The sequence below is a fragment of the Pseudomonas sp. MAFF 730105 genome, assembly GCF_055380705.1.
This window is the reverse complement of sequence record NZ_AP018438.1, coordinates 1,415,552-1,428,878: the sequence shown is the minus strand read 5'-3', so window position 1 is coordinate 1,428,878 and position 13,327 is coordinate 1,415,552. Positions and strand designations below refer to the sequence as shown.

Sequence of the window (13,327 nt, the reverse complement as noted above, 5' to 3'; positions counted from 1 at the left end):
CCATGACCACGTCTTACGAACCTGCTTTCATCGGCACTCAGGCAGCCAGCGTCGAGCTCCCGCGCCGTGCCGGGCTGGGGCTCAAGACCGGACACTTCCAGCAAGTGCTCGGTTCGAGGCCAGACATCGGCTTCTTTGAAGTCCACGCCGAAAACTACATGGTGGACGGTGGTCCGTTCCACCATTTCCTGGGATTGATCCGCGAGCAGTATCCGCTGTCGTTGCATGGCGTCGGCCTGTCCATCGGTACCGAGGGCAAGCTGGATGCGGCACACCTGCAGCGCCTCGCCGAACTGATCGAGCGCTATCAACCCCAAGCCTTTTCCGAACACCTGGCCTGGTCGAGCCATGGCCCGGTGTTCCTCAACGACCTGCTGCCCCTGGCTTACGACGCGCCGACGCTGAACCGCGTCTGCGCCCATATCGGACAAGTGCAGGACACTCTCAAACGCCCGATGCTGCTGGAGAACCCCGCCACCTACCTGGCGTTCCAACGCTCGACCCTCGACGAGACTGACTTCATCAGCGAAGTCATTCGCCGTACGGGCTGCGGGCTGCTGCTGGACGTCAACAACCTCTACGTTTCCTGCATCAATCATCAACGCGATCCACTGGCCTATCTCGATGCCCTGCCGCTGCAGGCGGTGGGCGAGATTCATCTGGCCGGGTTTGCCGAAGACTCCGACAGCCTGGGCGACCGTTTGCTGATCGATGATCATGGTGCCCCCATCGACCTGGCGGTCTGGGCGCTGTACCGACAGGCCCTGGAGCGCGTCGGTCCGGTGGCCACCCTGATCGAGCGTGACAACCAGGTACCGGCTTTCGATGTCTTGTTGGCCGAAGCCCATCAGGCCGACGCGCTGTTGCTGTCCGCGGGGAGGTCAGCATGAGCAGCCAAGCCGCGTTCACCACCGCCCTGCTCGACATCCGGCAACCCTGCCCGGAAGGCTTGTGTTGCGCCAATGGTGCAGACCCGGCGAGCCGCTTCGCCGTGTATCGCAACAACGTCCAGGGCTCACTGATCAATGCATTGGCGGACGCCTATCCGGTGGTCCGTCAGTTGGTAGGGGATGAGTTTTTCCGAGCCATGGCCGCCGTTCATGTGCAGACCTCAGCGCCCCGCAGCCCGTTGATGAATCGTTATGGCGCGGATCTGGCCGACTTTATCGAGGACTTCGAACCGGCGTTTTCCCTGCCATACCTGGCGGATGTCGCCCGTTTGGAAAGGTTGCGCACCGTCGCCTATCACGCCGCTGACGAACACCCTCTGGGCCATGAGCAGATCGCCGCAGCACTGGCCGACCCACCGTCCCTGGACGGGCTGTGCGTCACCTTGCATCCGTCCGTGCACCTGCTCGATTCAGCGTTCGCAGTCGTCGCGATCTGGGCGGCCCATCAGACGGACATGACGCTCGCCGAGATCGACCCGAACCAAGGGCAATGCGCATTGGTCCTGCGCAACGGCCTCGAGGTTGAAGTGTTTGCCCTCGACCGTGGCGCCTTCACCTTTATCCGCAACGTGCACAACGGCCAGCCGCTCGGGCAGGCGCTGGCCTGTGCCCCCACGTTCGACATCGCACAAACCCTGGCACTGCTGATCAGTCACGGCGCCATTACCCGTTTGCATCACGACAAGGTATCGCCATGAACAGCCCCGTCACTCGCGCCATTACCATGCTGGAGAAAATCCCCCACAGCCTGATCGCGTTTATTGCGCGGTTTTCCATCGCGGCGGTGTTCTGGAAATCCGGGCAGACCAAGGTCGAGGGCCTGGCCATCGACCTGATCGATGGCACCTTCCAGATCGGATGGCCGCACCTGGCCGACTCAACCATCCCATTGTTCAAGAGCGAATACGCCATCCCGCTGCTGTCACCGGAAATCGCCGCGCACCTCGCCGCGTTCGCCGAGCATTTCTTTCCGGTGCTGATCCTGCTGGGGTTTGCCACACGGTTTTCGGCGCTGGCGCTGCTGGGCATGACCCTGACCATTCAGCTGTTCGTCTATCCCGACGCCTACCCGACCCACGGCACCTGGGCAGCGCTATTGCTTTACCTGATGGCCCGCGGCCCCGGCGTGCTGTCCATCGATCACCTGATTGCCGTGTGGGAGCGAGCCCGCTCGCGATAGCGGTGGGTCCGTCAACAACTGTGCTGAGGCTGAGATTGCTATCGCGAGCAGGCTCGCTCCCACAAGGGTTGGGGTGATGCCTCGCTATTGCTGGAGTCGGTCAAGCGCCTCACCACTGCGCTTGAACCAGTCAATCAGATAATCGGCCAGCACCTGGGTGCGCTTGGGCAGGCCGCCCTGATAGGGGTGCACCAGGTACATCGGCATACGACGGGTCTGAAAATCCCGTAGGAGCCAGCACAGGCGTCCATCCGCCAATTCTTCATTCAACAGGTAGGACGGTAGCCGAGCGATTCCGGCACCCGCCAAGGCGGCTTTTTTCAGCAAGCTGTAGTGATTGCTGGCGAACGGACCCGACACCCGGACCCGCAGCAGCTCGTGTTGCTGGTGGTACAGCCACTCTTCCCGACCACTGTAGTGGCTGTTGAGCAGGCAGCGATGTTCAGCCAGGTCCTGGGGGGTTTGTGGTTCGCCATACTGATCGAGATAAGCCGGGCTGGCGCAGGTCATCTCGTGCCACGCCAGCAACGGCCGGGCGACCAATCGCTCATCGATGGCGGCGTCGGAGCGGATCGCCAGGTCGAAACCGTCCCGGGTCAGGTCGCGATAACCGTTGCTGAGCTCCAGTTCGATCTGCACGTTGGGGTACGTGTGGGCGAACTCCAGCAGCAGCCCTTCAAAAAAGGTTTCGCCCAACGACACCGGAACCGTCATACGCACCGGCCCGGAAATATCATCCTTCAAGCGGGCGAGAGCCTGACGCGCCCTTTCCACCTGAACCAGCAGTGCTTGGGCCTGGGGCAACAGGGCCGCTCCGGCCGCGGTAAGGCTCAGGCGTCGTGTGGTGCGCTGCAGCAACACCACCGAGAAGCGGCTTTCCAGCAGGCTGATGCGCTTGGACAACTGGCCCTTGCTGCACCCCAATTGCTGGGCCGCCAGGGTAAAACTGCCGGCCTCGATCAACACGGCGAACGCCGCCAGGTCGTCCATCTCGCTCACTGGATTGTTTCCAATAGAAAACCAAAGGTTGCCTATTAGCACGCTTATCAATGAAAAAAACCACTCTAAACTGCAATCTCGGTTAACCCACTGAGGAACAGTCCATGAAAATCCTGTTGATCGGCGCCAACGGCACCATCGGTTCGGCCATTGCCAACGAACTGTCGCCACGCCACGAAATCATTCGAATCGGCCGCAACAGCGGTGAACTGCACGTCGACATCAGCGACAGCGCCTCGATCCGCGCCCTCTTCGAAAAGACCGGCCCCTTCGATGCGCTGATCTGCGCCGCCGGCAGCGTCACGTTCGCACCGCTAGGCGATATGACCGAGGAAAGTTTCGCCCTCGGCTTGAAGGACAAGCTGATGGGCCAGGTCAATCTGCTGCTGATCGGCCGGGAATTCGCCAACGACGGCGCATCCTTCACCTTCACCACTGGTGTGTTGAGCCACGACCCGATCAAGAGCGGCGCTTCGGCGGCGCTGGTCAACGGCGCCTTGGACAGCTTCGTGCGGGCGGCGGCCATTGAGTTGCCACGGGGGCTGCGAGTCAACTCGGTGAGCCCGAACGTGCTGCTGGAGTCCATGGACAAATACGCCCCTTACTTCCGCGGCTACAAACCGGTACCGGCCGCCGATGTGGCGTTAGCCTACGCCAAGAGTGTCGAAGGACTACAAACTGGCCAGACCTTTCACGTGGGTTGAATAGCACTTTGCCTACGCTCCCGCTTGTGATGCGGGAGCAGTCTGAGTAACGTGGCGGCACCTGCCTGGAGACCCGATGATGCGTGCCGCCCGTTCCCTGTTGTGTGTTGCCCTCCTTCCCCTGTTCGCCGGCTGCCAACTGCTCGACGCTCCGCGCGAGAGCGCGTCCCACGCCGGCCAGACACGCATGCAAGGCGAACTCACGGCGGCCGACGGCAAGCTGGTGTTCCAGCCGTGCCAGGAACAACGCCGCTACATCGTCAACGACAGCGGCGGCACCAGCGTGCTGCAACAAGCTGCCGCCCTGGCCGATGAGCGCGGCAAGCTGTTCGCTGACGTGCGCGGCCATATCGTCTCCAGCGCCGCGGCGGGGGCCGACAGCCAATTGGACCTGGAGCAGTTGTATCGCCTGGAACGTTCGGGCACGGCCTGCGACGATGTCGACTTCAAGCGGCTGGTCCTGCACGCCGCCGGCCACGGTCCGGAGTGGAGCCTCAAGGCCAGCGGCAAAGGCCTCGTGCTCGAACGTGACGGCCAGCCTGCGCTGGCGGTGCCTTACGTTGAAGAGCAACTGGGGGACGGCCGTTTCGACCTGAGTACCGAAGCGAATGGCCAGAAAGTCGAACTGTGGGTCGCGCCACAGCGTTGCGTCGACAGCACCAGCGGCAGCGTCCAGCACATGAGTGCCGAGTTGCGGGTCAATGGCGTGGTTCAGCGCGGCTGCGCCTACTTTGGCGGTGCGCGTAACGACTGATTCACCGTGACAGGGGATTGCAGCATATAATCGCCGGTTTGAAGAACGCCCTGGCGCAGTTGTGCGTCCCGCGAACCGGATCCCGTCATGTTACGAATCACCGAACTCAAGCTGCCGATCGACCATCCCGAAGAAGACCTGCGCGCTGCCATCCTGCAGCGCCTGGGCATCGCCAGCGATGACCTGCTCGACTTCACCTTGTTCAAGCGCAGCTACGACGCGCGGAAAAAGTCTTCCGAACTGTGCTTCATCTACACCCTCGATCTGACGGTACGCGACGAAGCCGGCCTGCTGCGCAAGTTCGCCGACGACCGTAACGTCAACGAAGCGCCGGATGTCAGCTACAAGATGGTCGGCCAGGCACCGGCAGACCTGGGCGAGCGGCCGATCGTGGTCGGTTTCGGCCCGTGCGGCATCTTTGCCGCCCTGCTGTTGGCGCAGATGGGTTTCAAGCCGATCATCCTCGAACGCGGCCCGGAAGTGCGCCAGCGCACCAAGGACACCTGGGGCCTGTGGCGCAAAAGTGTGCTCAACCCCGAATCCAACGTGCAATTCGGCGAAGGCGGTGCGGGCACGTTTTCCGATGGCAAGCTCTACAGCCAGATCAAGGATCCGAAGTTCCTCGGTCGCAAGGTGCTGCACGAGTTCGTCAACGCCGGGGCGCCGGAAGAAATCCTCTATGTCAGCAAGCCGCACATCGGAACGTTCCGCCTGACAGGCGTGGTGGAAACCATGCGCGAGCAGATTCGCGCCCTCGGTGGCGAAGTGCGCTTCCAACAGCGGGTCACGGACGTATTGATCGAGGACGGCCAACTGGTCGGTGTCGAACTGGCCAGCGGTGAACGCATTCATTCCAGGCACGTGATCCTGGCCCTGGGCCACAGCGCCCGGGACACCTTCCGCATGCTCCACAGCCGGGGGGTGTACATGGAAGCCAAGCCATTCTCGGTGGGTTTCCGTATCGAACACCCGCAATCGCTGATCGACAGCGCGCGCCTGGGCAAATATGCCGGTCACCCGAAACTCGGCGCCGCCGACTACAAACTGGTGCACCACGCCAAGAACGGCCGTTCGGTGTACAGTTTCTGCATGTGCCCGGGCGGCACCGTGGTGGCGGCGACGTCCGAGCCGAACCGCGTCGTGACCAACGGCATGAGCCAGTATTCGCGCAACGAACGCAACGCCAACTCCGGCATCGTCGTAGGGATCACCCCGGAAGTCGATTATCCGGGCGGCCCACTGGCGGGGATCGAGCTGCAGGAACGCCTGGAATCCCACGCTTTCGTGCTCGGCGGCAGCAACTACGAAGCCCCGGCCCAACTGGTGGGCGATTTCATCGCCGGCAAACCGTCCACGGCACTGGGCAGCGTCGAACCTTCCTACAAGCCCGGGGTTTCGCTGGGTGACCTGGCCCTTGCCCTGCCAGACTTCGCCATCGAAGCCATCCGCGAAGCCCTGCCGGCCTTCGAGAAACAGATTCGCGGCTACTCGCTGCACGACGCCGTGTTGACCGGGATCGAAACCCGTACCTCGTCGCCGCTGCGCATCACCCGCAACGAGTCGCTGCAGAGCCTGAATGTGAAGGGCCTGTTCCCGGCCGGTGAAGGCGCCGGTTACGCGGGCGGGATACTATCGGCGGGCGTGGACGGGATCCGCATCGCCGAAGCGGTGGCGCGGGATATCCTCGGCCTGGAAGGCTGATCTCCTTTCAAGTGCGCACCGCCATCCCCTATGGGAACGAGCATCTGTAGGAGCAAGGCTCTGTGGGAGCAAGGCTTGCCCGCGACAATAGCGCCTCGGTAGCAAGATAAACCGAGGCGTATGCATCGCGGGCAAGCCTTGCTCCCACAGGGCTCACTCCCGCAGGGATTCCCAGTGTCCGGAAGGTCTCAGATATTGACCCGCAGCACCGTCTCCGGCAACGCCTCGCCGCGCTCCGCACTCGCCGCCACGGCGTTCATCAGCCCATCCAACTCATACCCCTGGGCCTTGAGCCACACCGGGTCGTAATACGTCGTGGCATAACGCTCTCCGCCGTCGCACAGGATCGCCACGATCGACCCTGTCTCACCGGCCTCCACCATCCGCTTCGCCGCGACCAGCGCACCGATCAGGTTGGTGCCGCTGGATCCGCCGACCCGTCGTCCCAATCGCTGGGCCAGGTAATGCATGGCAGCCAGCGACAAGGCGTCCGGGACCTTGACCATCGCGTCAATGACTTTTGGCAGGAACGACGCCTCGACCCGTGGCCGGCCGATCCCTTCGATCCGCGAGCCACACTCCAGGCGCAGGCTGGCATCGCCGCTGCGGTAGTAGTCGAAAAATACCGAACGCTCGGCGTCGGCGCACAGTACGCGGGTACAGTGCTGCCGATAGCGTACATAGCGACCCAGGGTAGCGGTGGTCCCCCCGGTCCCCGGACTGGAAATCAGCCAGCTCGGCTCCGGGTGCTGCTCGAAACGCATCTGGTGGAAGATCGACTCGGCAATGTTGTTATTGGCCCGCCAGTCCGTGGCGCGCTCGGCGTAGGTGAACTGGTCGATGAAGTGCCCGTCATGCTCACGGGCAAGCCGCTCGGACTCGGCGTAGATCTGCGTAGGATCGTCCACCAGATGGCTCTGGCCACCATAGAAAGCGATCTGCGCGATTTTTTCCCGGGAAGTCGTCGCCGGCATGACCGCAATGAACGGCAGGCCCAGCAATCTGGCGAAATAGGCTTCGGAAATGGCCGTCGAGCCACTGGAAGCCTCGATTACCGGGGCGCCGGGCTTGAGCCAGCCATTACACAGCGCATAGAGAAACAGCGAACGAGCCAGGCGATGCTTGAGACTGCCGGTGGGATGGCTGGATTCATCCTTGAAGTACAACTCGATGCCCGGAAAACCCGGCAGCGGCAGCGGTATCAGATGCGTATCGGCACTGCGCTGGAAATCAGCCTCAATGATGCGAATCGCTTCGCGTGCCCACTGACGGTGGTCGTTCATGTGTGTTCTCGCAGGAATAGGCGGGGAAAGCCTGGCGCTCAGGACTGGATATGGGAAAAACCAGTCACAAGCTTAGGAAAAAACCGACATCACGCACAGGTACAGCTAAGGTCCAATATGCCCTGCAACTGCCCGACCACCTCGCCGGTCTTGTAACGACATATAACAAAAAAGAATATAACTTTTGTTTTAACAACTAACAGTACGGGTTAGGGTGTAGCCACTTTTGATTGACCCATGGAGAGCGATCGTGCCTCTACGTAATTCCCTGACACGTTTTTTCCAGCTGGAGGCTGCCAGTGGCCTGCTGTTGATTGCCGCTGCGGTGCTGGCCCTGATCATCAACAATTCGCCCCTTTCCTGGTTGTACGGCGGCCTGCTGGATACCCCCGTGGCGGTCCAGGTCGGCGCATTGAAAATCGCCAAGCCGCTACTGTTGTGGATCAACGATGGCCTGATGGCGATGTTCTTCCTGCTCATTGGCCTGGAAGTCAAACGTGAAGTGCTCGACGGACAATTGTCCAAGCCTTCGCAAATCGTCCTGCCGGGAGCAGCGGCGATTGGCGGCATGGTGGTGCCCGCGCTGATCTACTGGTATCTCAACCGTGACAATCCGGCGGCCCTTTCGGGCTGGGCCATCCCCACGGCCACCGACATCGCCTTCGCCCTCGGGGTGCTGGCCTTGCTGGGCAAACGGGTGCCGGTTTCACTCAAGCTGTTCCTGATGACCCTGGCGATCATCGACGACCTGGGCGCCATTATCATCATCGCCATTTTCTACTCCGGCGCCCTGTCGACCTTGTCGCTGATGCTGGCGGCCGGTTGCATCGCCGCACTGGTGGCGATGAACCGGATGGGCGTGGTCAGGCTCGGCCCCTACATGATCGTCGGCCTGATTCTCTGGGTCTGCGTGCTCAAGAGCGGGGTTCATGCCACCCTGGCCGGGGTCACGCTGGCGTTCTGCATTCCGTTGCGCACGAAAAACGCCGAAACCTCGCCGCTGTTGACCCTGGAACATGCCCTGCATCCATGGGTGGCCTACGGCATCCTGCCGCTGTTCGCCTTCGCCAATGCCGGCCTGTCCCTGAGCGGTGTCACCGTCGAAAGCTTCACCCACCACGTGCCGATGGGCATCGCGATCGGCCTGTTGCTGGGCAAGACCGTCGGCGTGTTCGGCCTGACCTGGCTGGCCGTGAAAATCGGCATCGCCAATCTGCCCCTGGGCGCCAATTGGGGTCAGATACTGGGGGTGGCGATCCTGTGCGGGATAGGTTTCACCATGAGCCTGTTCGTCGGCTCCCTGGCCTTCGAGCCCGGCGTCAGCGAGTATGCCGGCATGGACCGGATGGGCATCCTCACGGGGTCAATCCTCGCGGCACTGCTGGGCTACGCAGTGGCAGCGGCGGCCAGTCGCAAGCCTTCCGCACTGTCCTCCTGATACGCCCGCGCAAGAAGGGATCGCTGTATCGCGATCCCTTCTTGTTGAAGCAAACGCTATCCCTCTGTGGGAGCGAGGCTGCTCGCGATAGCGTCGGCACATCCACATTTATTCAGCTGACCCACCGCTATCGCGAGCAGGCTCGCTCCCACAGGGGAACGCGTACGCTCAAAAAAAACGGCGCTTCTCCCAGTGGAAGAAGCGCCGCTTTCTTGAGCACATTGAAACCAGAGAAACGCTTACCCAATCAGCTTAGTGCGATACGCGACTCGTCCCACCCACAGTGGAAATACGAACCCGCTCACCCACACGGAACACTTCGTTTTCCTGAACCTGTTGCACGTAGGCGCGCATGCTGCCGTCGTCTTCGCGAACGGTGATTTCCACGCCCTGGGTGCGGGTCAGGCCTTCTTCGGTGGCGGAACCGATCAGACCACCCGCCACGGCACCGATAACGGCAGCGACGATACTGCCGCGACCACCACCGACGGCGCTACCGCCCACGCCACCCACCACCGCACCGGCGGCACCGCCAATCGGGGTCTTGGTGCCTTCGATCTTGACCGGACGCAGGGATTCGATGGTCCCCATGCGAATGGTCTGCACGCGACGCGCTTCGTCACGGGAGTAAGAGTCACCGGTCAGGCTCGACTGACAGCCAGTGAGCAACACCGCCATCGTGGAAAAAGAAGCAACCAGCAAAACAGACTTACGCATAGCATCAACTCCAAAAGACAGGGAACTATTAAACTCCGCAGCTTGACGCCTGTCACGGCCTGGCCGGGATAAAATTGTTTTCATTCAGGTGGGATACAGGCGCACCCGAAAAATTCATCCAACAGTAGCGCCAATTTCCGAAACCTGCGTCATCGGCTCAAGGATTTTGCATGGATTATTTCATCATCGTCGCAACCACCATCGCCGGTCTGTACTTTCACGGGTGGTTGTACGTGCGGATCAAACGCTGGATGGACCGCGATCTGGCACTGTCGTTGGCGGGGCAGGACGAGCGGAAGAAAACCTACATGCTGCAACAACTGGCCCGCTCCCGAGAACAAGGGATCAAGCGCCGGGACCTGCCGCAATGGCTTCAAGCCGCTGCGACAGGTTATGCCGGTGCTAAGGCGCCAGACGCTCGCAAGTCCAGTCCGCCCCTTGCAGACGGTAATTGAGGCGATCATGAAGACGACTCGGGCGACCTTGCCAGAACTCGATGCGCTCGGGCAGTAAGCGATAACCACCCCAATGCTCCGGACAGTGGGGCTGGCTATCGCTGAAGCGTTGTTCGGTGGCCTTGAGCAAGTCTTCCAGCTCACCACGACCGGCAATCACACGGCTCTGGGGAGAGGCCCAGGCACCGAGACGACTGCCCAGGGGCCGAACCTGGTAATAGGCGTCCGATTCTTGCGCCGTGACCTTCACCACCTTGCCCTCGATACGCACCTGACGCTCCAGGGTCGGCCAGAAAAACGTCATGGCCGCGAACGGATTCGCGACCAGTTGCTGGCCCTTGGCGCTGTCGTAATTGGTGAAGAACGTAAAGCCCTGGGCATCCAACCCCTTGAGCAACAGGATCCGGCAGTGAGGACGGCCATCGGCATCTACCGTGGCCAGGGTCATGGCGTTTGCCTCCACCGGGGCCTGCTCGGTTTTCACCGCTTCGGCGAACCATTGGTGGAACAGCGCGAATGGCTCGGCCGGGGCTTGCGCCTCGGTCAGGCCATCGCGAGTGTAGTCGCGGCGCATATCAGCCAGCGTTTGGGTCATGGCGCACTCCTTGTGGTTCGCCCATCACTGTTTGGGGGTGTCGGCTGCCGCGACTTTCTTCGCATCGGTGGCGGCCTTGGCCGGTTCAGGCTTCTTCGCCGGGGAGGCCTTCTTGGCCGGGGCTTTCTTCGCTGGAGCCTTGGTGGCGGCTTTCTTGGCCGGCGCCTTTTTAGTGGCCGTGGCCGCGGCTTTCTGGGTCGTAGGCGCTGGGACAGCTGGCTTCACATCCTGGGCGGCCACCAGCGTAACCGGTGCCGGGGCCGGCAAGTTGTATTTACCGACCAGTGCCACCAAGGTGTTTTGCGGCGTCACCAGCAATTCCACGCGGCGGTTCAAGGCGCGACCTTCAACGCTGTCGTTGGCTGCACGCGGCTCCACAGAGCCCATGCCTCGCATCATCAGGCGATCACGTTGCAGCCCACTGAGACGAAAAATCGCCGCCACGGACTGGGCACGTTCCTGGCTGAGTTTCAGGTTCGTTGGCGCAGCGCCCGAGGTGTCGCCGTGACCAAGAATCAGCACGGCGGATTTCGGATCGGCTTCCAGGACCTTCGCCACGCGAGTAAACGGCCCAAGGGTCACCGGCAGCAGCATGGCCGGACGATCCGGGTTGAAGGAACTGTCCACGGGGGCCGTGACCACCAGGACGTTGTCGCGACGCTCCAGCTGGAACTTGCTGCCCTCGATGGCGGTGCGCAGCTTTGGCTCGTAATCGTCGAGCCAGGCCTGGGTGACTTTCGGATCGGGCAACGGTGCCGCCTTGGCGGCTTCCTGCTCCTTGCCGCCGAACGGCCACCACCACTTTCCACCGCTTGGCGTTTCGGCCTTGGCAACAGGCGTCGGGGCCTTCGCTACAGGCTTGGCCTCAGCCTTGACCTGGTCTTTTGCCACAGCGTCGTTGGCTGCATCATCGGAGGAGAACGGCCACCACCAGTGGCTGGCGCTCTCGGCCTTGGCCTGCGGCGCGACGGCAGCAGGCTTCAGGGGAGCCGCTGGCACCGCCTCTTTGACCGCTGCCTGGTCGGAAGAACCAAACGGCCACCAGCCACTGCCGCCCTTGGCATCATTTTGTGGAGTTTGCGCGCAACCGGTGATCGCGAAGCACAGCGCCAGAGCGAGGGATTTATTCGATAACATTGGATATCCACAAAATGATGTAAATGAAAAATACAGGCCCCTGCGCGGGACGCATAAACAGACGCTTTGAAACCGAAAAGAACACCAGGTTCCGATGGCGCCCCTCCCAAGAACGTTTTACAGACAAGTGGCAAGCACCCGCGCCAGATTCTGCGCACGCGGATCCATCAGTACGTAAGGCCCCAGCGTGTTTGTCACGAAGCCAAACGCCACGTCATGCTCCGGATCGGCAAACCCGATGGAGCCACCGGCCCCCGGATGACCGAATGCCCGCGGGCCCAGGCCGTAGGTGGCGTTCGGCACATCCGGCTGGTCCAACATGCAGCCCAGGCCGAACCGGGTCTGGGTCAGCAACGTCTTGTCCTCGCCAATGCTGTGCTGACGGGTCAGCTCATCGAGCATTTCACCTTCCAGCAGACTGCCATCCAGCAGACCGGCGTAGAACCCGGCGATGCTGCGGGCATTACCGTGGCCGTTGGCAGCCGGTTGCTGCATGCGCCGCCACTCGGGCTTGTTGGTGCTGGTCAGGACCGAAGGCGGATTGGTGAAGGCTCGGGTGGTCATGGCGGTGGGTTCGCGCATCGTCACCTGGAGCAGGCGTTGTGCTGCCGCATCGCCGACGTTGCCTTTGCCGCGGGCGATATGAGCCACGCGGTGGAACTCCTGGTCCGCGAGACCGACGTGGAAATCCAGGCCCAACGGTTTGGCCACCCGTGCCACGATGGATTCTCCTGGGCCTCGACCGTCCGCCCTGCGCAACAGCTCGCCGACCAGCCAGCCGTAGGTGATCGCGGCATAACCATGGCCATCGCCCGGTGTCCACCAAGGGGTTTCGGCAGCCAGGGCATTGACCATCGTGTTCCAGTCATACAAGGCTTCAGGCGCCAGCAACTCACGCAACGCCGGTAATCCGGCCTGATGGCAGAGCAATTGGCGCAGGGTTATGGACTGCTTGCCCGCCGCCGCAAATTCGGGCCAGTACCGGGCGACCGGGGCGTCCAGTTGCAACTTGCCCTCGGCCACCAGTTGCAGGGCAGCGACGGCAGTGAAGGTCTTGGTGCAGGAAAACAGATTGGCGATGGTATCGCTGTGCCAGGCTTCATGACCGTCCTTGTCAGCCGTACCGGCCCACAGATCGATCACCGTCCGGCCGCCGACCTGGATGCACAGCGCCGCGCCGCGCTCCTGGGGATCATCGAACAGCGCGGCGAACGCTTCGCGTACCGCCTCGAACTGAAGCTCATAATGGCCTTGAATCTGCACCCGCAACTCCTTTGAAACAAAGACTTTCTCAAGTGGCCGCATTGTTTCAGCCATTGGTGGTTTTGGAAACCACCATGGGACGGCTGGCCAAGCCAACACTGACTTGTGGCAAGAAAGCTTGCTCCAGCGTCACAGGGACCGTGCCGTCGAT

General features: G+C 62.0%; 14 protein-coding genes. 8 read left to right on the top strand and 6 right to left on the bottom strand.

Going from position 1 to position 13,327, the window contains the following annotated elements:
• Nucleotides 1-2: 2 nt before the first annotated feature.
• The 3 genes from bufB to PCOSP_RS06320 are packed head-to-tail and all read left to right on the top strand — an operon-like array spanning nucleotide 3 to nucleotide 2,130.
• Entirely contained in the window at nucleotides 3-890 is an 888-nt protein-coding gene (gene bufB / locus PCOSP_RS06330) for an MNIO family bufferin maturase (RefSeq protein ID WP_139647532.1), read from the top strand.
• Nucleotides 887-1,648 (top strand): HvfC/BufC N-terminal domain-containing protein, encoded by a 762-nt coding sequence (locus PCOSP_RS06325; RefSeq protein ID WP_464710574.1) that lies wholly within the window; start codon nucleotides 887-889, stop codon nucleotides 1,646-1,648. The genes bufB and PCOSP_RS06325 overlap by 4 nt, the downstream gene beginning before the upstream one ends.
• Nucleotides 1,645-2,130 (top strand): DoxX family protein, encoded by a 486-nt coding sequence (locus PCOSP_RS06320; protein ID WP_464710573.1) that lies wholly within the window; start codon nucleotides 1,645-1,647, stop codon nucleotides 2,128-2,130. Before PCOSP_RS06325 ends, PCOSP_RS06320 begins: the two co-directional genes overlap by 4 nt.
• An 84-nt stretch (nucleotides 2,131-2,214) precedes the next feature.
• Here the strand turns inward: PCOSP_RS06320 and PCOSP_RS06315 are convergent, their stop codons facing one another.
• The gene (locus PCOSP_RS06315; protein ID WP_175363968.1) at nucleotides 2,215-3,129 is read right to left on the bottom strand and encodes a LysR family transcriptional regulator; all 915 of its coding nucleotides are present in this window, start codon (nucleotides 3,127-3,129) and stop codon (nucleotides 2,215-2,217) included.
• 104 nt (nucleotides 3,130-3,233) lie between these two features.
• Between PCOSP_RS06315 and PCOSP_RS06310 the strand changes: the two genes are divergently transcribed.
• The 3 genes from PCOSP_RS06310 to PCOSP_RS06300 all read left to right on the top strand — a co-directional run bounded on the left by PCOSP_RS06310 (nucleotide 3,234) and on the right by PCOSP_RS06300 (nucleotide 6,288).
• Nucleotides 3,234-3,833 carry a short chain dehydrogenase gene (locus PCOSP_RS06310; protein ID WP_139647524.1) on the top strand — a complete coding sequence of 200 codons (600 nt, stop codon included), beginning with the start codon at nucleotides 3,234-3,236 and terminating at the stop codon, nucleotides 3,831-3,833.
• 79 nt (nucleotides 3,834-3,912) lie between these two features.
• Complete coding sequence (locus tag PCOSP_RS06305; RefSeq protein WP_139647685.1) at nucleotides 3,913-4,587, top strand: COG3650 family protein; 675 nt, start codon at nucleotides 3,913-3,915, stop codon at nucleotides 4,585-4,587.
• A gap of 87 nt (nucleotides 4,588-4,674) precedes the next feature.
• Nucleotides 4,675-6,288: an NAD(P)/FAD-dependent oxidoreductase gene (locus PCOSP_RS06300; protein WP_175363969.1), complete on the top strand. Its 1,614-nt coding sequence runs from the start codon at nucleotides 4,675-4,677 to the stop codon at nucleotides 6,286-6,288.
• Nucleotides 6,289-6,476: 188 nt separating this feature from the next.
• Here the strand turns inward: PCOSP_RS06300 and PCOSP_RS06295 are convergent, their stop codons facing one another.
• Complete coding sequence (locus PCOSP_RS06295; RefSeq protein WP_139647520.1) at nucleotides 6,477-7,571, bottom strand: PLP-dependent cysteine synthase family protein; 1,095 nt, start codon at nucleotides 7,569-7,571, stop codon at nucleotides 6,477-6,479.
• Between the two features lie 250 nt (nucleotides 7,572-7,821).
• On the opposite strand from PCOSP_RS06295, the gene nhaA reads away from it, so the two are divergent.
• Nucleotides 7,822-9,009 carry a Na+/H+ antiporter NhaA gene (gene nhaA / locus PCOSP_RS06290; protein WP_175363970.1) on the top strand — a complete coding sequence of 396 codons (1,188 nt, stop codon included), beginning with the start codon at nucleotides 7,822-7,824 and terminating at the stop codon, nucleotides 9,007-9,009.
• A 252-nt stretch (nucleotides 9,010-9,261) separates the two neighbouring features.
• Here nhaA and PCOSP_RS06285 read toward each other — a convergent pair whose 3' ends face one another.
• Nucleotides 9,262-9,726, bottom strand: coding sequence for an outer membrane lipoprotein (locus PCOSP_RS06285; protein WP_464710571.1), 465 nt, complete (start codon nucleotides 9,724-9,726; stop codon nucleotides 9,262-9,264).
• A 170-nt stretch (nucleotides 9,727-9,896) separates the two neighbouring features.
• Here PCOSP_RS06285 and PCOSP_RS06280 point away from each other — a divergent pair, with 170 nt between their 5' ends.
• A complete protein-coding gene (locus PCOSP_RS06280) occupies nucleotides 9,897-10,181 on the top strand; it encodes a hypothetical protein (protein ID WP_464710569.1) in 285 nt (94 codons plus the stop codon).
• Here PCOSP_RS06280 and pdxH read toward each other — a convergent pair.
• The 3 genes from pdxH to PCOSP_RS06265 all read right to left on the bottom strand — a co-directional run bounded on the left by pdxH (nucleotide 10,129) and on the right by PCOSP_RS06265 (nucleotide 13,176).
• A complete protein-coding gene (gene pdxH, locus PCOSP_RS06275; RefSeq protein ID WP_464710568.1) occupies nucleotides 10,129-10,776 on the bottom strand; it encodes a pyridoxamine 5'-phosphate oxidase in 648 nt (215 codons plus the stop codon). The genes PCOSP_RS06280 and pdxH overlap by 53 nt on opposite strands.
• 24 nt (nucleotides 10,777-10,800) lie before the next feature.
• Nucleotides 10,801-11,913 carry an OmpA family protein gene (locus tag PCOSP_RS06270; protein ID WP_464710566.1) on the bottom strand — a complete coding sequence of 371 codons (1,113 nt, stop codon included), beginning with the start codon at nucleotides 11,911-11,913 and terminating at the stop codon, nucleotides 10,801-10,803.
• A 117-nt stretch (nucleotides 11,914-12,030) separates the two neighbouring features.
• Nucleotides 12,031-13,176, bottom strand: coding sequence for a serine hydrolase domain-containing protein (locus tag PCOSP_RS06265; protein ID WP_139647511.1), 1,146 nt, complete (start codon nucleotides 13,174-13,176; stop codon nucleotides 12,031-12,033).
• Nucleotides 13,177-13,327: the final 151 nt, after the last annotated feature.